This window comes from Psychrobacter glacincola (assembly GCF_904846215.1).
Lineage (GTDB): Bacteria > Pseudomonadota > Gammaproteobacteria > Pseudomonadales > Moraxellaceae > Psychrobacter > Psychrobacter glacincola.
This window is the reverse complement of sequence record NZ_CAJGZK010000029.1, coordinates 1-23868: the sequence shown is the minus strand read 5'-3', so window position 1 is coordinate 23868 and position 23868 is coordinate 1. Positions and strand designations below refer to the sequence as shown.

Sequence of the window (23868 nt, the reverse complement as noted above, 5' to 3'; positions counted from 1 at the left end):
GGTTATAACGCTCAATAAACGATGGTTTCTTAAAGCACTATAAAGGGCAATATAAAATAGTATTACTGCGGCGGCGTTTGGGCTTTCTTTTCACGCATGACGCCAAGATACTCTTTAACCGCTTGATTGTGCTCATCTAAGCTGTTGGTGAATTTATGCCCGCCGTTGCCTGTTGCGACAAAATATAGCGCTTCGCTATCGGCAGGGTGCAAGGTTGCTTCGATAGAAGCCGCTGACGGCAATGCAATCGGTGTTGGTGGCAAACCATCGATTTGATAGGTGTTATAACCTGTTTTTTCATCGATGTCTTTACGGCGAATATTGCCTTCATAGCGGCTGCCCATACCGTAGATAATGGTAGGATCCGTCTGCATGCGCATGCTTTTGTTTAAGCGATTGGTAAAGACGGCTGAGACCAAAGGACGCTCTTCTGCCACACTGGTTTCTTTTTCGACAATAGACGCCATTACCAGCGCCTCATAAGGGGTCTGATAAGGGAGGTTTGGCGCGCGGTTTTCCCATGCCTTGGTCAGTGCTTGCTGTTGGCGCTTATACAAGTCGGTCAACACCTTTTTGTCGGTGGTGCCTTCTCCATAATAATAGGTATCAGGGGCAAACCAGCCCTCAAGATTGTGATTAACGATAGGGTCATTACTATTGACCACTGCATCCGGCAATATGCCAACCAAATCTAATGCTTCTGCGATGCTAGCATTGGTACTGTCAGCAGTCAGCACTTCTTTTTTGATGCCTTTGTTATCACGTAGCGCCTGATACAAATCTTTTGAGGTTTTGCCCTCGATAATTTGCACCTTGACCATCGCCGCTTTTACCCCTTGCCCAAGCACGTGTAGCGCTTCAGCAATGGTAGGGTTTTCCGGTAATTGGTAAATACCTGCGTGTAATGGACCATCGACTTGCGTTTTCATATAAAGCTTGGCAATCGTGGCAGAAAATAGCGGGATTTCCTGTTGCCACTGCGCTAGCAAGCCGTAATAGGTCTGACCCTTTTCAATCGTCACCATTTGCTGCGGCTGTTCAATCCGCCCAAATAAAGTCTGATAAACCATGACCAAGAAAAATGCCGCAATTAACCCAAGTACCAACAACACTTGATAGCCGCGCTGCATAAAGAATGAAGGGTTGTCGGCTTTATAATGGCGTGGTTTATTATCACCGCTGATGAGTGAGATATCAGTAGGCGGCACTTCTTCTGCCCCTGTCACATCGACTGGTTTTGAATTCAAAGGTGCCCCGTCGACGCGCTCGTCAGCAGTGCCGTTTTGGTCATTCGATAGCGTATCATCAGGACGTTCAGGAGGCGTTTCAGGTGTTGGCGTGCTCATGGCAACTCGCGAGGCAGAAGTTTGCTAGAATTTAGCATTGAAACGCCTATTTTTCAATGGCATTTGCTTAGCTTATCCATTAACTTAGTATTGATACGTATTTATATGGCTGAATATTCCTGCGCTTTTATTGATATTTCTAGTTTATCTACTACAACGAAAAATTGCTATGAACCTAAATTTTAATCAAAATCTCGCTGCAGACTATAAATCTCCCAGTCAAATCATTAGAATATTAAGTGAAGATTGGGTCGCCAACCAAAGTTATTGTCCTAATTGTAATGCCGAACCATTGGCTGCATTTACGAACGGCAAACCTGTCGCTGACTTTTATTGTGCAAACTGTAAAGAAGAATACGAACTAAAAAGTAAGAAGGCAAAATTGAGCAACATTATTAACGATGGTGCTTATGACACCATGATTGAGCGTATTAATAGCGATAATAATCCCAGTTTTTTCTTTTTGACCTACTCTCAAGAATATAGGGTTAATAACTTCTTAATCATTCCCAAACAATTCTTCAAGCCCGACATGATTATAAAACGCAAACCGTTATCCGTTACTGCCAAACGTGCGGGCTGGGTTGGCTGTAATATTGATTTGCGTAAAGTACCCGAATCAGGAAAAGTATTTTTGATTAAAGACCAGCAGGTCATACCACGAGATAATGTCACTGAGCAATTTCAAAAAACCTTATTTTTACGTACACTATCTATCGCCTCACGCGGCTGGACACTAGATGTACTGCAATGTATTGATAAGCTAGAGGCTAATTTCTCTCTCAATCAAGTTTATGCATTTGCCGACTTATTAAAACTTAAACATCCTGAAAACAACCACATTAAAGATAAAATCCGCCAGCAATTACAAATATTACGCGATAAAGGCATTATTGAGTTTATTAGCCGTGGGTATTATCGAAAGCTATACTAAGTTTGATTATCATCCCAAAGTGGCAAATAAGCGCTTGCTACCAATCGTTCATAGAATTTGTGCGGAGGATAATCCATTTCCAACTCATCATTTACTTTAAAAAAAGTGTCCATATTGTCCTTAATACATTTAAAAGATTTGTTTTTTACCTGTTTATTCCAGCCTATTAATAGTCCTAATGGTGTACGAGAAGCCTTGGTAAAAGCTTGTCTTTTTACTGTAAGCGCACACATGACAAGTTCATCATGAGGCAGCTTGTCTACGCCTTGCTCTATGACTTCTTGGCGTATATGCGCATACTTAAATACCCCACCAAATGCTGTATATTTTTTATCTTTTTTAGAATAAACAATATTGAATGCTACCTTTGAATAACCAGCTAAGTGAACGACTTCATCAGGATATTTTTTTGCTCTACGGCATATTTCACTAAATAGCATTAATCGGCGGATTTGTAGTGGGATACGTTTTTCTTCATAGGCAGTGCGCATATGTTATCTCCTGTTAAACAATATTTAATAAGGTACGATCATTGATCGATTTTCCTTATCGCACAAGTCTATGTAACAAAAGACGATCACTTCTTTTTAAGCGCCTTTGCTAACCTATAGTCAGGGAAAAGTAATATCGATACATCAAGTACTGCGGGTATCAATTTTTCTTGCTTGCTGTGCCTACGCAGACAGAGGCTGCAAAAAATTTATACCAGCAGCACTGTAGCGTTTTTAGAGTATTTTGACTATAGCGGATATAAATACTAAAGAAATTTTGATAAGCGTATATCGGGATAGTAATGATGAAAATAGATAAGAAATTAAAGAGAGTTTTTCAGATAGAGATTGTTGAAACGTTGAGTAATATCGTAGAAGTTGGCGCAGAAAACGAGCAAGAATCGCTATTAAAAGCACAACATATGTATCGAAACGAGGAAGTTGTTTTGTATCCTGACGACTTTATTGACACTAAATTTAATATTTTTGAATAGGATGAAACAGATTAAAAACCCACCACCTCACCCGACAATAACGTCAGACTGGTCATTGGCATGATACCGCGCAGCGCATTGCAAAAGAACAGCTGGCTTAAATGTGGCAAATCCTTATCTTGTAATGACCGCACAACAACTGGATATTTCGTCGTAGATAACTCATCAATGATTACTTGCCGCATCACCCCAGCGACACCCGACTGTGCCATTGATGGCGTGTACCATTGCCCTTGCATTAAGTCATTCGCATGAGTTTTATTAGCATTGCCTTTATTAGTATTAGGGGGATTTATCAGCTCTGATGACGGCGACTCTACCAATCGTGAATCGGATAATTGATAAAACACATTGCTCATCGTACCCTCAACCCAGCGTCCACTTATATCACGCAGCAGACCCTCACTGATATCTCTCTCGCCATTAGATGTGAATACATTAGCCTTGATATCCTGCAATTCCGCACTCGCCAGCACATTATCAAGACGATTAAGACTTTTTAGTCCAGCAAGAGACGGCGGCAGACAAGCGAGTTGCGAAGATAAACAAACAGCCGTACTCACAGGTTGTACAGGTATAAAGCCTTCATCATTCAATGACCATTGCTCAGCAGTGCTCACTGTCATCACAGAGGATTTTAACCAAACCTCACACTTGCTACCACACTCACTTGGCACATAGCCATAACCACGGATGTCTTGCGCGGCGCGTGTGATGACAAGCTTAAGCATACCTTGTTGTAGCTGCGTAGCATACGTTTTTAGTATCGTTAGTATCGCATGACTATCTAAAGCAAGCTGCAAGGCTTTGGCATGAGAGATGAGGCGCTGATGATGATAATCCGCCCACAGTATCTGCCCATTGATAACACCCATGGTGGTAAAAAACCCATCAGCGTATGCCAATCCGCGATTGTCTAGTGAGGCGGTATCGGCTTTGGTCGGCTTGTCTAATGCAGACAAACAAACCCAGCTATTTGATGGCTGCATGGCTTACTGATCGCTTTGGCTAGCGGATTTATTGACAATCATCATACAGCTATAGAACTCACATTTTGCCAGCTCTACTTTTTGCCCACCGATGACTTTGTTTTTGGTAATTTGACCGCTTAGCATATCAGCCACCAGCTTACCGCCCTCATCACCCATCAATTGACGAGCAAGCTGATAGGATTTTTTGGCATGGCTTTGACTCAGCTCTTTTTCTTTATGAGAGTCAGTAGGATTGGCAAAATACCAACCAAGCTCAAGATACTTCTCAGAGTCAATAAGATCCAGATAAGGCGCTTCAGTATCCATAAAGCGGTATTTGGACGCAGGATTACTGGCATAATCCAAGCTATTTTCATCGGTGCTGACCACTTTACCAAGCGTTGATTTGATATCGTCAAGTTGATCGACACGAAGCGGATCGACTTTTTTAGGACCCCATGATGCGACATCATACTTAACTGGTGTGCCTTCTTGCGCCGTTGCACCATCTAAATCGGCATTTGGCGCAGGGGTTTTTGGTGTATCGGAGACGGTCTGCTTGTCAGCACTTACCTCCTCTGTTGGTACTTCGCTGCTTTTATTGTTATCACAGGCGCTTAACGACACGCCAACTGCCATTATCGTACTGACCATAAGGGTCTGTAGGGTGTTATTCCACATGGGCAACTTACTCACACTTTTAGATAGTTCTGAAAATGGTATTAACAAGCAGGCAGGTATGCCGCTGATAATGAATAATGTATGTTATTAAAGTCTTGTTATCACTGAATTTTTATACATACGCTTTTTCTATTTGAATATTCTATAATTCACATTAAAAAAGCACAGGGAAAAAGCACAGGGAAAAAGAACATGGTTACTTTTTCATGCTATCTAGTTTACCCAACTGCTTAGCGCTTGACCACCCTTTACCTTACGGATAACACTCGCAGAGAGTACAGATTTGTTAAAGAGCTAACTTCATAAAAACTTACCCCAACTTACCTATTTATATTCGTAGCATCAGGTTTGTTAAACGGCGCGTTATCCCTTATGATAAGTGAGCTTTCATAACTTTCTCATCTTTACTTTCGCCTTGTACCGCCAGTGGAGCCTTTATGACCCAGCATTTTATTGTTATTGGTAATCCGATTGCCCACAGCAAATCTCCTGAAATCCATACGTTATTTGGCGCGCAAGCAGGGCTTGATATCTGTTATCAGCGTCAATATTGTCCAGATGATGCGGCAAGCTTTACAGCGGTAGTAGAAGCATTTTTTCACGGTGGCGGTATGGGTGCCAATGTGACTGTGCCTTTTAAACAAGTCGCATATGAATGCTGTGCAGCGCGAGGTGGCTTATCTGAGCATGCCAAAGTTGCTGGCGCGGTTAATACGTTATTATTAGATAAAGCACTATTGGCAAAAGGTGTATCGCCTGTAGAGGCGTTATATGGCGACAATACTGACGGTCAAGGATTAATCAATCATATCAAGCGCTTAGGATGGCCATTGAATGGCGCACGCGTGGCAATCATTGGCGCAGGCGGTGCAGCGCGCGGCGTGGTATTGCCGCTGATAGAAGCTGGTATTGAAACGCTGACCATCGCAAATCGTACAGTGAGTAAGGCAGAAATTTTAGTCGATGAACTTAGCACCGCAAGCGAAAAGATAAATCAACATACTATTCAAACCTATGCGACGGCTGCCTTAAGTGGTGACTTTGATATCATTATCAATGCCACATCCATCGGACTATCAGGTGAAACCTTGCCATTAGCCGATGCGCTAAACTGCCAATATGCTTACGATATGATGTATGGACGTGAGCTGCCATTTTTGCAGCATTTCGCCGCCCGTGGTGCTCAGACCTCCAATGGTTATGGCATGCTGATTGGGCAAGCGGCGTTAAGTTTTGAGCGTTGGACAGGACGCGCTATTGATGTTGCTCAAGCGACTGAAACCTTGCAAGCACATTCATTCAAAAATTGACCGTTAGCCAAAGCGTGTCAGCAGCCAGTTTTCCATACGTCGTAACGGCAGCCGTAGATTGGTTGAATGCATGACAATCCCGCCGCCAAGACCAACCATACAGCCAAGTAACGTATCGAGCAAGCGCGCGCGCGTCACTTCTTGATAAGCGGCTGACGTAAGCGGCAAGCCACTGCCGTATTCTGCAATAAATATCGTCAGCGGCGTGATAAATACGACGGCTAGCCCATAATGACGATCTACCAATGACTCAATACAAAGCATCATAACCAATATCGAAATAGCGATACCCCATATCGGTAAATCCCAAGATAGCATCCAACTCGCCAGAGCCGCGCCTACCAATGTCCCTAGCAAACGATGTATTTGCTTAATCCACATCGTACGTAAGTGGATACCCTGAATGATCAGAAAACAGCTGACCGCTGCCCAATACGGATTGGGCATGTCTAGCATTAAGGGAATCAGAAGCGCTAAACTGACAAAACCCGCGACAATAATACTTTCACTGATGGTATCAGGCTCATAGCTATAAGTTGGCGTCGGCGTAGCAGGACGCGTCGCTAATAAAAATAGCGAATACAGTAGCCCCATGATGAGGGCAAAGCCACTGCCCAGCATCACAAGCCCAGTGGCGGACATGATTTTCTCTAATGGCAGTGGTATAAACAACGCTAGTGCCCCAGCCATCATCACAAATAAGCCGGCTGGCGGCGGCTGGCGATAATAACGTCCAAACATAACCACACCAAAGGCTATCAGCATAAATACTGGCAGCCTAACAATAGGCACTTGCTGTGCTACCAAGCCGAATGCAAAGCATAACGACATGGCAAACCCCCATGCCATCAAAGTCACTAAACGATAAGGCAGATTACCTATTAAAGGTAAATTCAAAATGACCATTGCCCCTAAAGACGCTTTGATTCCTGATGGCAAAGCGTCAAAGTAAGCGCCCACAAACACGGGGAAACTAATGGTGATAGCAGCGAGAATAGGCATATGCCACGGTCTCTTGCTTTGATTGACTGTCAGCAAATGAGCAAGCTCTCCATCTATCAAAAACTTCAGGCGAGTCAATAATATTGTCAGCCAAGACACCCGCTTTGCTTCGCGCTTTGATGCGCTCATACAAGACCTTCCTTATATCGTAAATGACCACTATGCTTATGGGTCGATTTTTTACTGTGCTTGTTTTTATAATAAAATGCAGTTGTACTTATCATAAAGAGTCGCTTAGAAGGAAATGTCAGTAAAAAATCAATTGATACAATAATAACTTAATGTTTCTATTATACTAATAAACCATGAATATTAGTTATTGGTTGTATATTTGTCGCTATAGAAGATTTATACTGCATCAATGCGTAACGACTGTTTTTTATCAAGGATAACTTAACAGTTTTCAACACAATCAAGCTAGCCTTAACAGATCTACCCATTGATTCAAGATATTCTCTATTTTTATGCCAAATAATTAAAATCGTTTCCGTAAACCCTGGCTTAAAAACCAAGTCCACCGTCTATGATAGCGAACAACTAAAGAGAGCGACTATGTTAACTTACAAAGCACCTTTACGTGATATCAAGTTTTTAATTAATGATGTATTTGACTACCAAACGCATTATAAAGATTTGGATAATGGCGAAAATGCAGATCCTGAAACCGTTGATATGATTCTTCAAGGGATGGCAGATTTTGCCGAAAATGTTTTAGCACCTCTATACCAGCCAGCGGATGCTGAAGGCTGTCATTTTGAGAATGGTGTGGTCACAACGCCTAAAGGCTTTAAAGAAGCGTATCAACAGTTTGTCGATGGTGGCTGGCAAGGTATTTCGTACCCTGAAGAGTACGGTGGTATGAACTTACCGACGTCATTGAACCTTATCAAAGCTGAGATGATCGGTACGGCTAACTGGCCATGGGCAATGTATCCTGGTCTATCAACCGGCTGTATCAATACCATTATGCAGTACGGTACGGATGAGCAAAAAGAGACGTATCTACATAAATTGGTCGAAGGCTCTTGGGCGGGCACTATGTGTCTGACTGAGCCACAGTGCGGTACAGACTTGGGTCAAGTAAAGTCAAAAGCTATTCCACAAGAGGACGGCAGCTATAAGCTTAGCGGTACTAAGATTTTCATCTCAAGTGGTGAGCATGACTTAACTGAAAACATCATCCATATCGTTTTAGCACGCCTACCGGATGCGCCAGAAGGCACGCGCGGTATTTCATTGTTTATCGTACCGAAATTTTTGCCAAATACTGAAGGCGAAATTGGCGAGCGCAATGGTGTGACTTGTGGTTCTATTGAACACAAAATGGGCATCAGCTCATCAGCCACTTGTGTCCTAAACTTTGATGATGCGGTTGGTTACTTGATTGGTGAGCCGAACAAAGGTCTAAAAGCCATGTTCACCTTTATGAACACTGCTCGTATTGGTACTGGTATCCAAGGTCTGGCGCACACTGAATTGTCATTCCAAAACGCGCTACCATATGCCAAAGATCGTCGCTCAATGCGCACTTTATCAGGTACAAAAGATCCTGAAAAAGTAGCTGATGCGATCATTCATCATGCTGACGTACGCCGTATGTTACTTACCCAAAAAGCCTTTGCTGAAGGCGGTCGCTCAATGATTTATCATTCAGCACGCTATGCAGATAAAATGGCTCAAGGCATCATCAATGGCAATGATGAAGAGTTTGAAAAATGGGATGATAAACTTGGCTTCTATACGCCAATCCTAAAAGGCTTCTTAACTGAGCTTGGTATTGAAGCAGCCAAACACGGTCAGCAAGTATATGGCGGTCACGGCTATATCAAAGAATGGGGCATGGAGCTGATCGCTCGTGATGCTCGTATCGCAACCATGTACGAAGGTACGACTGGTATCCAAGCATTGGATCTATTAGGTCGTAAAGTTATCTTGCAGTCTAAAGGTAAAATCATCCGCGACTATACCTCAAGCATCATGAAGTGGTGTGGCGAGTATGCCTTAGACAAAGACATGCGTAAGTTTGTTTGGGCATTGACCAAGCTGTGTGCTGAGTGGAACACTTTGACTGTACGCTTGATGTTGATGGCACGTAAAGACCGTGAAATCATCTCAGCAGCATCTGATGATTTCTTAATGTACTCAGGCTACGTGATGATGGGTTACCACTGGGCACGTATGGCAGCGGTTGCTTATGACAAGCTTGAAAATGGCGGTACAGAAGCACCGGAGTTCTACAAAGCCAAAATCCAAACGGCAGAATTCTACTTCGATAAATTATTACCACGTACCTCAGGTCACGCCGAAGGTATGGTTGCACCAAGCAGTAGCATGACAGCAATGGACATCGATAGCTTTGCATTTTTAGACTAAGATTGATTAAACACCAATCAATCATTGATAGAAATAAAAAGCGCCTATTTATTAGGCGCTTTTTTGTGCTTAAATAAAATCTCTATCACTTTTTAATCGTTTAATAACACTCATGGCAACTGATATCAACGATCGCTTTTAGGAGTTAATGATGTTGAATACTAATAAAGAAATACCTTTATCATCACGCTATGTTCGTACGCTACTCCTTAGTACGGCACTCATGAGCTTTACTATAAATAGTTCCATCGCTGTTGCTAAAAGTAGCGATACGCCTATTCGTTTTGCAAAAGGCGCCCTGACTAGCACCATCACTGGTAAATTAAAGCCCAGTGAAAATGAGCACTGGTACCGCTTCAATGCGGGCAGTGGGCAATATACTGTGATTAATATTGCACCGCTCGCAGGTAAAGGTATTGGTACATCTGAGACTGCTAACGTGGGAGTGCTCCATATGCCCAATGGGACGCAAGACGGCACCAAAGGCGGTATTGTTTATCAAGGCTGCTTGCCCGCGTCTGGTGACTATCGATTACGTATTGCACGCAACCTCATGGCAACACAAGGTAAAACTGCCGGTTATAGCGTCGAAATCATGATATTACCTAAGTATGCTAGCGAGTCACTGTGCAAATATTTGTAGGATATACGGTAAGCCATACCGTTTAAATATTCAGCATTTTCTTATGATAAACCGCGCTGATTTCCTCAACCTCTACGCATACCTGCAACGATGTACGCCCTGATTGCTCAGCGCCCAACGTCTGCTCTATCGTTGCACTCAATTGCTCAGCGAGCTGATTGCGAATACTCATATCACGACCGCTCATTATTTTTAAATGCGCATAAACAAAGCTATTGACTTGCTCATCATCGTCAACGCCCACTAAAAATGCTTCGATAGGAATGATGCGTGCTTTGATATCCGTTGCTTTACCAAAGTGTCCGCTGTCCCACAGTACTTTATTTAATGCTTTAAGAAATGATTGTTCATGAGCAATACTGACATTGGGTGTCACTTGGATGGTTAAATGTGGCATGACTATATCCTTATAAAATATGAATGAAGAATGAAAAATGAACGGCTGTACAAAGCCAAATGTATCTGACAATCAGCGCTTTTTAGTCATCAGTAATAGAGGCAAAGCGAGCCGTAAGTGTCGTCATTAATTGTGCTGGTGATAATTCAATCTCTAAACCACGGCGACCGCCGCTCACATAGATGGTTGAATGTGTTTGGGCTGAATCATCTATGATGGTTACTAAGCGCTTTTTTTGTCCCAAAGGACTGACACCGCCTAATACATAGCCGGTACTACGCTCGACTTGCTTAGGGTCTGCCATTTGGACTTTTTTGCAGGCCAGCATTTTATTAACGGAAAGACCTTTTGCCATTTTTTTAAAATTTAACGTTTTATTGACGGGCAAGATAGCAACGGCGAGCACATCTGTATCAGTCAGGACGACTAAGGTTTTAAATACTTGACCAACGTCAACACCCAGCTTTTCGGCAGCTTCTAAACCAAAAGAGGCGGCATTACTGTCATGAGTATATTCATGTAGTTGGTAATCAAGACCACGTTGTTTGGCAAGATTGATAGCTGGCGTCATAATATTTTAACCTGATAAAGTAACGTTAATGAGCACGCAGAAATACAATATATAGTCAGAGAAAAGTAATATCGATACATCAAGTACTGCTGATATTAATTTTTCTTGCTTGCTGTGCCTATGCAGACAGAGGCTGCAAAAAATTTATACCAGCAGTACTGTAGCGTTTTTGAGATATTTTAACTATATTATATCTTGTGCCAAACTATTATTACCCTAAACACGCTAACTTTCAAATCATTGAGTACCTTACGCAGCGTGTAACTCACGACATCGTAACCAGAGCTTATTAATATTGGTAGTTATACAGACACTATATATCGCTTTGATGGCTTTTATGGCATTATAAGGGCAATATATTTGACTAATTTTGATACCGATTATGATACCGAAGTTCTTAAAAAAACGGATTTTTAAAGCGCCCGTAGCGACTGATAATACCTCAGTAACTGCGGAATCAGCCACGCTAGCAACGGACGATAGCCCAATTGCTACCAAGACGTATTCTAATGCACCGCTCAATCAGCTGTATCGTAAGCTGTCTGGGCAGGTGCTTGATGTTGCTGTTAAGCCAAAACTTTTGGGCGAGTTGCCTGAGTTTGATCATGATGATCAAACATTAAGATTTTATGTACTGCAAGATTATTCGCGCTCCAACAGTATTTTGATTGATCTACAAACACAAGAACACAAGCTACCACCAGCGTTGGTTGGCGTGCATGATAGTGCTCATAATATTAAAGAAAATGCTGCCATTATATTTTTGCATCATCCACATGCCAAAGACACTCAGCTATCACCGCGCCTATCACGTCTAGTATCTGCCGTTTTACAGCATCCAGAATTAAAAGTACGTTTGGTTCCCGTGTCTATCCTCTGGGGACGTGCGCCAGAAAAAGAGGATTCTCTTTTTAAGCTATTGACCACTGATAACTGGCAAGATCCTAGCATCACCAAGCAGTTATTTAATATTGGCGTGATGGGACGCGATACCTTTGTACAGTTCCATCCACCACAAGACTTACGCGCGCTCATTAATAATAGTCTCAAAAGTGATGATGAAGAATCGCTTGCAAGTGAATCAGTAATCGCTAACTTAAAAGAAGACGTTTTAAAAGACATTGATTCGAAAAATAATGATTCGAAAGAGAAAGACAGTGGTATTAAAAATATCGATGAAGCGCCAAATTACGCGATGGTTGCGTCGGCTGATGGCAATCGTGAGCTGGTGCGGTCGTTGCAACAGCAGCTCACGATTTATTTAGACAAACAACGTGCCAGTATGCTCGGACCTGATTTATCAGACAGACGTAATTTGGTAGATAAGTTGATTTATTCGCCAGCGATCAAACATGCGATAGAAGCGGAAGCTCTAGAGACAGGCACCAGCAATCGTGAGGCTCGTATTCTTGCAAAGAGCTATGCTAATGAGATGGTTAATGACTATTCGCACTCTATCGTGCGCGGCTTTTATAAGTTCTTAACGTGGCTGTGGACGCAGCTATATGACGGCGTAGAGGTGCATCATTTTGAGCGTGTCAGAGAACTTGCGGCGGATTACGAGCTGATCTATGTGCCCTGCCATCGCAGTCATGTCGATTACCTGCTACTCTCTTATGTCATCTATAAGCGTGGTTTGAGCATTCCTTATGTCGCTGCGGGCGATAATTTAGATGTGCCAGTATTAGGACCGTTATTGCGCGGCGCAGTGGCTTTTTATATACGTCGTAGCTTCCGTGGCAATGCGCTTTATACCGCTGTATTACGTGAATATATGCATACGCTTATTACTCGTCATACGCCGATTGAATACTTTATCGAAGGTGGGCGCTCACGCTCAGGACGCTTACTGCCACCGAAAATGGGTATGCTTGCCATGACGGTACACAGTCAATTGCGCCAGACCAATAAACCAGTGGTATTCATTCCAACCTATATCGGTTATGAGCGTATCATGGAAGGCGGTACCTATATTGGTGAGTTAAAAGGTAAGCCGAAAGAGTCTGAGTCTTTGATGGGACTGCTCAAAGTCGGTCGCAAGATTGAGCGTATCTTTGGTAATGTACACTTAAGCTTTGGTACACCGCTACATCTTAGTGAGTTTATGCAAAAGTTTGAGGTACCAGCCAACAGCTTACCTGCTGATCGTACCGATACCCTACTCGATGATAAAGCCAGCGCTATGGTTGATAATATTGGCGTAAAAGTCATGCAGCATATTAATAAAGCTGCTGTGGTCACTCCGGTATCCTTGCTGTCACTGGTGTTATTATCTGCACCAAAAGCGGCGCTCGATGAAGAAATTTGCCGTGAGCAAATTGCCCTGTATCAAGGTCTTGCTCAGCAGCTGCCCTACTCAGATGATACGGTCATCACTGATATGACGCCGCAGCAAATCATCGATTACGGTATCAAGCTTAAGCTTATTGAACGTATACCTCATATTTTGGGTGATATTATTCAGGTTGCTGGTAAACAAGCCGCCTTACTCAGCTATTTCCGTAACAATATCCTACATGTCTTTATCTTATTGTCATTCTTAGCCGCTTTAGTTGCTCGCAATGGTCGCATTGACCGCAGTCGTTTAAGCAGTATTGCGGAGCAGTTGTATCCCTTCCTACAAAGCGAGTTATTCTTATACTATCCAGCGCACGGTTTGGCTGAGACCCTGAATAAGAAGCTTGATAACCTGGTCACTCATGGACTGATTGTCGAGCTAGATAACGATATGCTCAGTATTCCTGAATCCAATAGCAGATGCTACCAGCAGCTGCAAGTGCTCGCAACTCCCGTTGAACAAAGTCTTGAACGCTACTTTATGACGTTAGCCCTACTGGCGCAGCAAGGCTCGGGCAATCTGACCGAAAACGAAGTGGTTGATTTATGTCATCTGCTTGGTCAGCGTTTATCCGTGCTATACGCCGATGATATTCCTGACTTCTTCGACCGCGCATTATTCACCAGTTTCCTCGGTGCATTGACCCGTCTCGATTATCTACAAAAAGAAGCCGAAACCGGCATTTTAACCTTCGATCAACGTATCAATGATATTGCTCATCACGCAAAATACGTGCTGAGACCTGAAATGATGCAAATCTTGCAGCAAGTTGCCAGTCTCAATGAAGAAGAGATTGCCCATGCCATCACTGAGATTAGTAATAAAAAACAGCGAAAATTCGGGCGTAAACGTTAATTTTTGATCCATTCGCTGATGCATAAAAAAAGACCTCTAATAATTAGAGGTCTTTTTTATTACTTTAAATTCGAAGTTTCTAAGTAACTGCCTTTTCTAAGTATAGTCAAAATACTCTAAAACGCTACAGTACTGCTGGTACAAATTTTTTGCAGCCTCTGTCTGCATGGGCACAGCAAGCAAGAAAAATTGATACCAGCAGTACATAATGTGTCGATATTACTTTTTACTGACTATAATTGTCTTCTAAATAACAGTTTTAGGTTGAAATTTTCTTATACTTCATGCGCTTAGGATTGGCATCATCACCCATGGTCTTTTTGCGATAGGTTTCAAACTCAGAATAGTTACCATCGAACCAAACTGGACCTTCATCTTCGAATGCCAAGATATGGGTCGCGATACGGTCAAGGAACCAGCGATCATGCGACACGACCATGACCGTACCTGGGAAGACCTGAATCGCATCTTCTAACGCACGTAATGTTTCAATGTCCAAATCGTTTGAGGGTTCATCAAGGAGCAATACGTTCGCGCCTTGTTTCAATGTCTTGGCTAGCTGTAAACGGTTACGCTCACCGCCTGACAATTGACCGACATGCTTCTGCTGGTCTGAGCCTTTAAAGTTAAAGCGACCAATATAAGCGCGGCTTGGCGTCGTATAGTCGCCAACGGTAATGATATCAAGACCGTCAGAGATTTCTTCCCAAACTGTTTTGCTATCATCTAAGTTGTCGCGTACCTGACCAACATAAGCAACTTTGACGCTTTCGCCCAAATCAACTGAACCCGTATCTGGTGTATCACGTTCGGTAATCATGTTAAATAGCGTGGTTTTACCCGCACCATTTGGACCGATGATACCAACGATAGCACCCGCTGGCACGTTAAAACTTAGGTTTTCATAGAGCAAACGGTCGCCAAATGATTTTGCAATATCATTCACTTCGATGACTTTATTACCCAAACGTGGACCCGGTGGAATATAAATCTCAGAGGTCTCGTTACGTTTTTGGAACTCTTGTGAGTTCAATTCTTCAAAACGCTGTACACGAGATTTAGACTTAGCCTGCTGACCTTTTTGGTTTTTGCGAATCCAATCAAGCTCTTTTTTCAGCGCTTTAGCAAACGATTCTTCTTGCTTATTCTGCTGCTCTAGACGGGTGTTCTTTTGCTCGAGCCACTCAGTATAGTTGCCTTCATACGGATAGCCATGACCACGGTCAAGCTCCAAAATCCACTGAGCAACGTTATCCAAGAAATAACGGTCATGGGTAATAGCGACGATAGTACCGCTATAATTCTGCAAGAACTGCTCTAACCATGCTACGGACTCAGCGTCCAGATGGTTGGTTGGTTCGTCAAGTAATAGCATATCAGGGCGTGATAATAGCAAACGGCATAGCGCTACACGGCGTTTTTCACCGCCTGATAGTTTGCTAACATCCGCATCCCAAGGTGGCAGACGTAGCGCATCGGCCGCTTTTTCAAGCTGGGTATTTAAGTTATGCGCATCCCATGCTTGGATGATGTCTTCCATCTTACCCTGCTCTTCAGCAAGCTTGTCAAAGTCAGCATCAGGCTCAGCATATTCTGCATAAATAGCATCCAGACGGGCTAGCGCATCTAATGCTTCGCGCATGCCATCTTCGACGTTACCACGGACGTCTTTGCTATCATCAAGCTGCGGTTCCTGCGGCAGATAACCAATTTTGGTACCGGTTTGCGCACGAGCTTCACCGCTAAACTCAGTATCCACGCCCGCCATGATGCGTAGCAAAGTTGATTTACCTGAACCATTGATACCCAAAACACCAATTTTGGCACCAGGGAAAAAAGATAAATTAATATTTTTTAAAATTTCACGCTTAGGTGGAACAAGTTTTGACACGTTGTTCATCGTGTAAATATATTGAGCCATTAACACTCCGATAGACTGCATAAAAGAGGCAAACAAACAGACTTAGCAATACTGCTAAGCACGCTGCACCTCAAAATCAGGGGTATTCATTGACTGTCATTATCGCATTGTGATGAAGCCCCTGCAAGCTAACTGGCTGTTTTACCGCTTGTTTCATACCTTTTAGCCCAAAGCTGCCAGCATTTTACATAAAAACTTCTATTAAACTTATCATTCAGCTTACTGTTGTATCTTTCTGATTCATTGCTTTTATATAAAAGCCACAAAAAACAGCCTTAAAACTTTCGCAAAATTAATCAATAGCAGTTACTATGTTAGGTAATCTTAATAAAACAGCTTGATAAAAAAGGTACTCCATGACGACTGGCTATCGCCCTGAACTTATCCAACGCGCGTTTGTTGACTTTATTAGTAGGCGGCTGCATCCATTTTGGTCATTAACCGTGCCAAAGTTGCGTCTTATAGCACGCCATGCACTCAGTGATGACTTGATTGCGCTACAATTTGAGCCTAACTATGCCTTTAAACAGCAAGCTTTTAGTTCAAATAATAGCTCAGGTCACCGTTTGAATAAAGGCTGGCATGGCGGACAACATATTAATGTAAGCGTACTTCTTGATGGTTTTTATCATCAACGTAACTATTCATTGGTTGGTCTAGCGCAGCAGTCATTATGGTGGCATGAGGACAGCGATAAAAAATCTAATGGAAATAAAGACAACTTTAATAACAGCCTTGATGAAGATAGCTTTCATAAAAATAGCTTCGATAAAAAGCCGCTAGCGCAAATTGGTACTTCTACTGTGACTATTGCTATTAAGCCTCAAGGTCTAGTATCAGATTATCTAAGCAAACGTGCAGCACTGGGTACTATATTTAATAGCAGTCTACCCAGTGGCGAATTTACTCTAGCTCATAGCGTGTTAGCACAGCAAGCAAGTCAAATAAGCGAACCCTTACCACTTATCTCTGTATCAGTACCGTTATTATTTATCGCTAGCGGCAGTGGCATTACGCCAATGCTAGGTTTGATTACGCAGGCGCTGCAAAATGGACATCCAGTAACGCTGCTACATTACAATCGTACAACTTCCTATAAATCACCATTACAGGATCAATGGCAGCAGTTAGCCAATAGATACTCAACGTTTATTTATCATCTTATTAATACTGGAGACCCCAGTACTTACCTTGCAGGCTCACGACATTTAAATGTAAAAACTTTAATAGCATTAAAATTACCGCTGATGGATACGCAGATATTTGCCTGTGGTTCGCCGGCGTTATTAGCGAGTTTGTACCGCGCTTGCGATGAGATTGATTTGCCACATGGTAAGCAGCTGCGTGACCACATTACGATAGAGAGTTTTAGTGCGATAGAAAGCTTAGATTGTATGTTTTCTACTATAGATAAAGCAGACAAAGAAGCCGTTACTAGCGAAGCAAAAACCATCTATTTACGTGGTCGGCAACGACAATATAACAGCAGTACGACGTTATTATTGGGTGCTGAGAGCGCTGGTATTCGACTGAGCCATGGCTGTAGACAAGGTATTTGTCAGCTGTGTCGCTGTAATAAAATCAGCGGTAGGGTCAAAAACATTCAAACCGGTAAGATAAGTCATGATGGCTATGAGTCTATTCAAACCTGCATTAATGTACCAATGACCGATGTGGTATTGGATATTTAGCAGAATTCTCAAAGATAAATAGCCATTTATGAAACAGAGAATATTTATTCGTATTATGTCTTAAAACTGACACCAATAATTGAACCGAATATTGTGATCATCATTTTTTGATGCATGTTCGACTAAGGACTATCTATGCGCTTGTTACCTCCTATATTTAAAGCTAAATCTGCCGTCTCTACTATAACATCGCTAGTCGATGCACCATTCAAAACCACGCGATATCCGACGTTAACGGCTGCGCCACTAGCAAAAGCACAGACTGAAGCGCTCGCTAATGAATTGAATACACTGTATCAAAGCGTGATGGACTCACTAGGCAGCGATGATGCGCGCTATATTCAGCGTGTTTATGGGACGGTGGTATATAGCGAGGTAATTTCACGAGCATTACTGGCATTCGCGGGACAATTATCATCAAAACGTAGCAAACTTAGCGTTTGGCTACTTGGCACATCCTTATTGAGTTTTAGTAAAATTTTAAACAATATGGAGCTTGGCCATAACGTCATGCATGGTCAATATGATTGGATGCAGCACCCTCATCTTAATAGCCAAAAGTTCGATTGGGATATCGTTTGCCCTGCGCCCCTATGGCAGCATTCACATAACTATCTACATCATACTTTTACCAATATCGTCGGTCGCGACCATGACGTCGGCTATCACTTGATTCGTGTGACTGATGAGCAGCCTTGGACGCCAAGCGATCGCTATAACTTATTTAAGACGATGATATTGGCATTAGGCTTTGAATGGGCAGTCGCTTTCCATGATATCCAAATCAGTGTTGACGAATACGCAGATACGCCGCAGCTGACGGACATAATGCAGCCAAAAGCTCGTGCCCTATTCGGTAAAATCGCCCGGCAAATGGGTAAAGATTATATTGCTTTTCCTGCGCTGGCAGGTCTGACATTAGGTCGTAGTAGTGCAATGACGACCTTGAGCGGTAATATCACTGCCAATATTGCTCGTAATCTATGGACATGGGCGGTGATATTTTGTGGTCACTTTACTGAGCAGGCGCATATTTATACCCAGCTTGATGCCAATGAGAGCAAAGGTGATTGGTATGTGCGTCAAATTCTCGGCTCCAGCAACATTCAGGGCAATAAATGGTTCCATATTCTGACCGGTAATTTATCGCATCAGATTGAGCACCATATTTTTCCCGATATGCCAGCTAGGCACTATGCGAAGATTGCACCAACCGTACAAGCCATCTGCGCTAAATACGATTTAGCCTATAATACTGGGCACTTTAGTAAGCAGTTTATGCAAGTACTCGGACGTATTCGTCATTTTAGTAAACCAAGTAGCGATGAATGGCATACTTACACACAATCGATATCAAACAATAATAGCAGTACCAACGAGAATAATAACCTTGGCGTTAACAGCGCTACTGAGACATTACGTGGTTTTAGAAGATTTCTCCCTCAGGTTGTGCGCCAAGCTATGTTTTATGCCTGATTTTTTATTAACGAGACTGGCATAGTCTTTAAGCTTGAACAGAAACTTTAGAATAGATGCCTGTTAAAAATATTAACATTTGCCCTATCTACTCTTACGCTAACCGCCTAGAGATGCAGACTAAAAATCCGCATAATAACAAGAGTGGACATAATTATAATATCTAACAATAGGAAATTTTTATGAGTAATCTCAGTACAAAATCAGATATGAATATCGTCCATAATGAGGTAGCAAAGCGCTTTGAGACTTCGATCGATGGGCAGACAGCTTATATCAGTTATAAAGAGCGTGAGGATAAGCTGGTATATGATCATACCATCGTTCCACAGGAGTTAGGCGGTCGTGGGGTTGGCTCAGCATTGGTGAAACACGCATTGGACTATGCTCGTGAAAATAATAAAAAAGTAGTACCGCAGTGCTCGTTTGTTGCCTCATATATTGATAAAAATCCTGAATACAAAGATCTACTATAGTTCAAACTATTGAATAAGTATGTTTAGCGATAAATGGCTATGATAGTTTATCCTATTAACCGTTATACTAGCGCTATATACTCTCACTATTACTATCATTACCCTCCTATTTTTCTGATACTTTTATTATATGTTTGCAGCTAAATATATAATAAAATAACAGTAATAGGTGGGTTTTTTGTCCTATGACCTTTTAGCGCCTAAGCGTTTGTTTCCTTAATAAAGGCACATAAAACTTATCGTAGTCGCCGCATTATTTTATCATTAATAGTGATCTTTCCATCCACCATAATAATAAAGGATATCAACATGAGTAGTTTATCTAACCAACAAGTCGATTTGCAGCTAGAAGAATTACCAGGCTGGCAGCGCGATGGCAACGCTATTGTCAAGACCTACCACTTTAGCGATTTTGTTGAAGCCATGAGCTTTATGAATCAAGCCGCTTTTCATGCTGAAGCCTTAGAGCACCATCCTGAATGGAGTAATGCCTACAATGTGGTCGAAGTTCGCCTGACCACTGGTGATACTGGCGGCATCACCAGCCATGATGTTCGTTTGGCAAAACGTATGGAACACATTGTCCAGCCTAAACGTTTATAAAGATCAAGCTTTGCGCTTACCATATATAACTCAGCAGACGAGCATATTTTATGTCAAAAAAAAGACCTCAGAGTAAATCTGAGGTCTTTTTTACTAGCCAGTTTTCTAACTGGCTAATATCTTTATGGGACGGGTATACTTTTCCTATTACATACGGCGGCTAACAAACGCGACGATGAATAGAATGACTGCTATTGCTAACAAGATATAGGCAAAGTTTGCAGACAATCCAGCAACACCACCAAATCCTAAGAAACTTGCTAACAATGCGATTACAGCGAAAATAATAGCCCAACGAAACATAAGAATTCTCCTAAAATAGTAATTGAAAAGTCAAATAACAAGGTTGCTATAGTAAGTGTTGAACAGCCAACTGCTACTTACTCTAGTAATCTCAATCATCTGGTATTTTGATTTTTATTTTTTACCGCTTATCTGTGCTTAGGGATATAGAGTAGCAATGATTTTCAATAAGAAAGGTTTATTTTAGTAATAATGTCGATAGATTATGTAAACTTTGTAGTAAATCTTACCATTTAACAGTTTTTTCTTGGATTTTCAGTACTTATGTGTAGAGATAGTGAGAGTTTGGCTAATAGTGAGCATTTTTATGAGAAGATCCGGTATCACTATGAGCATTTTATCTCAAATCAGTTTGTTAAAATTTTCGGTCTATAAATATCTTGATCTCTAAAAAAATTGATAAATACGAATTGACATTAGCAATCAATCGTTCATAAATTATAACTTACTCGTGATAAGCACTTTATAACAGGTAGGTCATAATAAATACAGCACCATACGCATTTAATAAAAAACACTCAATAAGGAAATAACGATGAATACGGATATAGCAAAGAATACCAACTCATTAAATGATGATAAAAAATCCAATCGCGAGCAACGAGATTATGCGGTTGTTTTATACGGGGCGACCAGCTTTGTTGGACAAATCACTGCCCATTATCTGGCAGAATTTTTATCTACTAACAAAGATAAGGGTGGCAATACAGTCACTTGGGCGATAGCAGGTCGTGATGAGGAAAAGCTGAATGAACTGCAGTCTAAACTGGCAAGCAAAGTAGATATTATTATTGCCAATAGCGATGATGCAGCAAGCCTTGATACAATGACCGAGCAAACGCAAGTCATTATCTCAACCGTTGGACCTTATCTGAAATACGGCGAACCGCTTATTAAATCGTGTGTTAGTAATGGCACGGATTATGTTGACCTCACTGGTGAAGCTATATTTATCAAAGACATGATGGATAAATATCAAGAGGCCGCAAAACAAAGTGGCGCCCGTATCGTTAACTCCTGTGGCTTTGACTCTATTCCGTCAGACTTAGGCGTTTACTTTACGCAAAAACAAGCAGAAGCAAAGTTTGATAGTGCTTGTGATGTCATTCATATGCGAGTGAAAGCCGCAAAGGGCGGATTATCAGGCGGTACGATTGCTTCCATGGCGACCATTTTTGAGGAAGTTGGAAAAGATAAATCTCGCCGCAAGCAAGTGGCAAACCCTTATTTGCTAAACGATGATAAAAATGCGCCAAACGTGCGTCAGAGCAATGTCAGTAAACCTGAATACGACAGCGAACATAAGCGCTGGCTTGCGCCTTTTGTAATGGCAAGTATCAACACGCGCATTGTTCATCGCAGCAATCAATTGCTTGGTTATGAATATGGTCGCGATTTTAGGTATGACGAAGCAATGTGGATGAAAGATGGTATCAAAGGCAAGCTTACGAGCTACGCGTTAAGTGCAGGCTTGCTTGGCTTTGCCACTGCCATGATGATTACACCAAGCCGCGAGTTATTGTCCAAGCATGTATTGCCTAAATCAGGCTCAGGACCTTCTGAAGAAGAGCAAGAAAGCGGCTATTTTGATATTCGCCTTTTTGGAAAAACGGCCAATCAAGAAACCATCACTACCAAAGTAACCGGGGACAAAGATCCAGGCTACGGTAGCACCTCACGTATGTTGTCGCAAGCTGCCTTATGTTTAGCACAAGATATCAGCAAAGAGACAGTGGGCGGTGGTTTTTGGACACCTGCTTCAGCAATGGGTGATAAGCTACTTGCCCGCTTAGAGGACCATGCTGGTCTGAGCTTTGATGTGATTGATAGATAACTAGCTAGCTAGCTTCATGCATTAAAACGCAGCTTTAGGACTATTAATTAGTAGCATTAAAATGACCGCATCTTGGCAACACGGTGCGGTTTTTAGCTAACAACACTACAATAATTGCACGAAATCACTTATTAGCATAAGTCTGTTAGATTTTTCATGGATGTACCACTGAATGCTTAGTAGGTAAATGGTTATTATTGCGTCTAATGTTTACAACGTATTTATAATGACGTTGTCCACTAACCAAATTTTTTATCCAAATCAATCATGATAGTTGCTTATTGATTATCATGATTTTATTTTTTCTATAAATTATATGTTAGATATTTTAAATATATAGATTCAGGATACTAAATAGATAAGCGCTATATCAAATAATATTTAAGCAATATTATCTCTACAGAACTTCTAGCTGACATTATAAATTGAGGATTAAATAAATGAAAAACTCTACCCTATCTTTAACACTACTTATCGGCGCGGCACTTACTATGCCAACATTGGCAATGGCAGCTCCAGCTGACACCAAAGCCGCTAAAGAGACCTCTGCCACTGCTGAGATGGCTGTTGAAGCTAAAGTTGAAAGCATAGCTGGTGAGACTGATGCAAATACTTCTAAAATGACACCGTTTGTAATTAGCGAAACTCAAACGATTTCACGCGCGCGCGTCAATAGCAATATCGGTCAACAGCCAATGACTACTGAGATAAAAGCGCCACAGGAAGCGGTACAAAATACAGAGTTGCAAACGAACGAAATGGTATCTGAGGATGCTGCGCTAGAAGCGCCAGAAGACTTAATAGAGATGTCAGAAGAAGACGAGCTATAAGTAAATACCTAGTTAACTTCGTTCATGCAATCACTGATTTACATATATAGTCAACATACCCTAAAAGCGCTACGACACTGCTGGTATAAATTTTTTGCAGCCTCTGTCTGCGTAGGCACAGCAAGCAAGAAAAATTAATACCAGCAGTAGATAAAGTATCGATACTAGGGGCTGTATAGAATTCAAATCAGCGGCAGCCAGATAAAGACACAGGCTAGAATCACGGCAGCCTCATAGCTGGCTTTAAGTTTATCATAGCGTGTAGCAACACCTCTGAAGTGTTTTAACCTAGCAAAGGCGTTTTCTACCAAGTGGCGACAGCGATATA

At 41.9% G+C, this 23868-nt stretch carries 21 protein-coding genes and 1 pseudogene; 12 read left to right on the top strand and 10 right to left on the bottom strand.

The window, feature by feature from the left end; all coding sequences use genetic code 11:
• Positions 1-62: 62 nt before the first annotated feature.
• Complete coding sequence (gene mltG, locus JMW90_RS12490) at positions 63-1346, bottom strand: endolytic transglycosylase MltG (RefSeq protein WP_201564604.1); 1284 nt, start codon at positions 1344-1346, stop codon at positions 63-65.
• A 169-nt stretch (positions 1347-1515) separates the two neighbouring features.
• Between mltG and JMW90_RS12485 the strand changes: the two genes are divergently transcribed.
• Entirely contained in the window at positions 1516-2280 is a 765-nt protein-coding gene (locus JMW90_RS12485) for a DpnI domain-containing protein (RefSeq protein ID WP_201564602.1), read from the top strand.
• Here JMW90_RS12485 and JMW90_RS12480 read toward each other — a convergent pair.
• Positions 2277-2771 carry a hypothetical protein gene (locus JMW90_RS12480; RefSeq protein ID WP_201564600.1) on the bottom strand — a complete coding sequence of 165 codons (495 nt, stop codon included), beginning with the start codon at positions 2769-2771 and terminating at the stop codon, positions 2277-2279. The two genes, JMW90_RS12485 and JMW90_RS12480, sit on opposite strands and share 4 nt — an antisense overlap.
• A 302-nt stretch (positions 2772-3073) precedes the next feature.
• Here JMW90_RS12480 and JMW90_RS12475 point away from each other — a divergent pair, with 302 nt between their 5' ends.
• Positions 3074-3265 carry a DpnD/PcfM family protein gene (locus JMW90_RS12475; RefSeq protein WP_227691962.1) on the top strand — a complete coding sequence of 64 codons (192 nt, stop codon included), beginning with the start codon at positions 3074-3076 and terminating at the stop codon, positions 3263-3265.
• Positions 3266-3276: 11 nt separating this feature from the next.
• On the opposite strand, the gene JMW90_RS12470 is transcribed toward JMW90_RS12475, so the two are convergent.
• Together JMW90_RS12470 and JMW90_RS12465 are read right to left on the bottom strand one after the other, a co-directional pair.
• Positions 3277-4254: an aminotransferase class IV gene (locus tag JMW90_RS12470; protein ID WP_201564599.1), complete on the bottom strand. Its 978-nt coding sequence runs from the start codon at positions 4252-4254 to the stop codon at positions 3277-3279.
• A 3-nt stretch (positions 4255-4257) separates the two neighbouring features.
• Positions 4258-4917, bottom strand: a complete 660-nt coding sequence (locus JMW90_RS12465; protein WP_201564598.1) for a hypothetical protein — start codon at positions 4915-4917, stop codon at positions 4258-4260.
• Positions 4918-5354: 437 nt separating this feature from the next.
• Between JMW90_RS12465 and aroE the strand changes: the two genes are divergently transcribed.
• A complete protein-coding gene (gene aroE / locus JMW90_RS12460; protein ID WP_201564597.1) occupies positions 5355-6227 on the top strand; it encodes a shikimate dehydrogenase in 873 nt (290 codons plus the stop codon).
• A gap of 3 nt (positions 6228-6230) precedes the next feature.
• Here aroE and JMW90_RS12455 read toward each other — a convergent pair whose 3' ends face one another.
• A complete protein-coding gene (locus JMW90_RS12455; RefSeq protein ID WP_201564596.1) occupies positions 6231-7358 on the bottom strand; it encodes an FUSC family protein in 1128 nt (375 codons plus the stop codon).
• Between the two features lie 423 nt (positions 7359-7781).
• On the opposite strand from JMW90_RS12455, the gene JMW90_RS12450 reads away from it, so the two are divergent.
• Both JMW90_RS12450 and JMW90_RS12445 read left to right on the top strand, forming a co-directional pair.
• Positions 7782-9602, top strand: coding sequence for an acyl-CoA dehydrogenase C-terminal domain-containing protein (locus JMW90_RS12450; RefSeq protein ID WP_201564595.1), 1821 nt, complete (start codon positions 7782-7784; stop codon positions 9600-9602).
• Between the two features lie 151 nt (positions 9603-9753).
• Positions 9754-10245: a hypothetical protein gene (locus JMW90_RS12445; RefSeq protein ID WP_227691961.1), complete on the top strand. Its 492-nt coding sequence runs from the start codon at positions 9754-9756 to the stop codon at positions 10243-10245.
• 22 nt (positions 10246-10267) lie between these two features.
• Here JMW90_RS12445 and JMW90_RS12440 read toward each other — a convergent pair whose 3' ends face one another.
• Together JMW90_RS12440 and ybaK are read right to left on the bottom strand one after the other, a co-directional pair.
• Positions 10268-10642 (bottom strand): 5-carboxymethyl-2-hydroxymuconate Delta-isomerase, encoded by a 375-nt coding sequence (locus JMW90_RS12440; protein ID WP_201564593.1) that lies wholly within the window; start codon positions 10640-10642, stop codon positions 10268-10270.
• An 82-nt stretch (positions 10643-10724) separates the two neighbouring features.
• A complete protein-coding gene (ybaK, locus tag JMW90_RS12435) occupies positions 10725-11213 on the bottom strand; it encodes a Cys-tRNA(Pro) deacylase (RefSeq protein ID WP_201564591.1) in 489 nt (162 codons plus the stop codon).
• A gap of 382 nt (positions 11214-11595) precedes the next feature.
• On the opposite strand from ybaK, the gene plsB reads away from it, so the two are divergent.
• The gene (gene plsB / locus JMW90_RS12430; RefSeq protein ID WP_201564589.1) at positions 11596-14406 is read left to right on the top strand and encodes a glycerol-3-phosphate 1-O-acyltransferase PlsB; all 2811 of its coding nucleotides are present in this window, start codon (positions 11596-11598) and stop codon (positions 14404-14406) included.
• Between the two features lie 259 nt (positions 14407-14665).
• On the opposite strand, the gene ettA is transcribed toward plsB, so the two are convergent.
• The gene (ettA, locus tag JMW90_RS12425) at positions 14666-16327 is read right to left on the bottom strand and encodes an energy-dependent translational throttle protein EttA (RefSeq protein WP_201564587.1); all 1662 of its coding nucleotides are present in this window, start codon (positions 16325-16327) and stop codon (positions 14666-14668) included.
• 356 nt (positions 16328-16683) lie between these two features.
• Here ettA and JMW90_RS12420 point away from each other — a divergent pair, with 356 nt between their 5' ends.
• From JMW90_RS12420 to JMW90_RS12405, 4 genes are all read left to right on the top strand, one after another.
• Positions 16684-18018 carry a flavin reductase family protein gene (locus JMW90_RS12420; RefSeq protein ID WP_201564585.1) on the top strand — a complete coding sequence of 445 codons (1335 nt, stop codon included), beginning with the start codon at positions 16684-16686 and terminating at the stop codon, positions 18016-18018.
• Between the two features lie 135 nt (positions 18019-18153).
• Positions 18154-19494 carry a fatty acid desaturase family protein gene (locus JMW90_RS12415; RefSeq protein ID WP_201564583.1) on the top strand — a complete coding sequence of 447 codons (1341 nt, stop codon included), beginning with the start codon at positions 18154-18156 and terminating at the stop codon, positions 19492-19494.
• 182 nt (positions 19495-19676) lie between these two features.
• Entirely contained in the window at positions 19677-19970 is a 294-nt protein-coding gene (locus tag JMW90_RS12410) for a GNAT family N-acetyltransferase (protein WP_201564582.1), read from the top strand.
• 309 nt (positions 19971-20279) lie between these two features.
• Positions 20280-20573 carry a 4a-hydroxytetrahydrobiopterin dehydratase gene (locus tag JMW90_RS12405; RefSeq protein ID WP_201564581.1) on the top strand — a complete coding sequence of 98 codons (294 nt, stop codon included), beginning with the start codon at positions 20280-20282 and terminating at the stop codon, positions 20571-20573.
• 147 nt (positions 20574-20720) lie between these two features.
• On the opposite strand, the gene JMW90_RS12400 is transcribed toward JMW90_RS12405, so the two are convergent.
• Complete coding sequence (locus JMW90_RS12400; protein ID WP_201564580.1) at positions 20721-20876, bottom strand: DUF1328 domain-containing protein; 156 nt, start codon at positions 20874-20876, stop codon at positions 20721-20723.
• Positions 20877-21411: 535 nt separating this feature from the next.
• Here JMW90_RS12400 and JMW90_RS12395 point away from each other — a divergent pair.
• Complete coding sequence (locus JMW90_RS12395) at positions 21412-22710, top strand: saccharopine dehydrogenase family protein (protein WP_201564579.1); 1299 nt, start codon at positions 21412-21414, stop codon at positions 22708-22710.
• Between the two features lie 440 nt (positions 22711-23150).
• A complete protein-coding gene (locus JMW90_RS12390) occupies positions 23151-23540 on the top strand; it encodes a hypothetical protein (protein ID WP_201564578.1) in 390 nt (129 codons plus the stop codon).
• 182 nt (positions 23541-23722) lie between these two features.
• Here the strand turns inward: JMW90_RS12390 and JMW90_RS12385 are convergent.
• Positions 23723-23868: pseudogene (locus JMW90_RS12385) on the bottom strand (IS5/IS1182 family transposase); the annotation flags it as partial.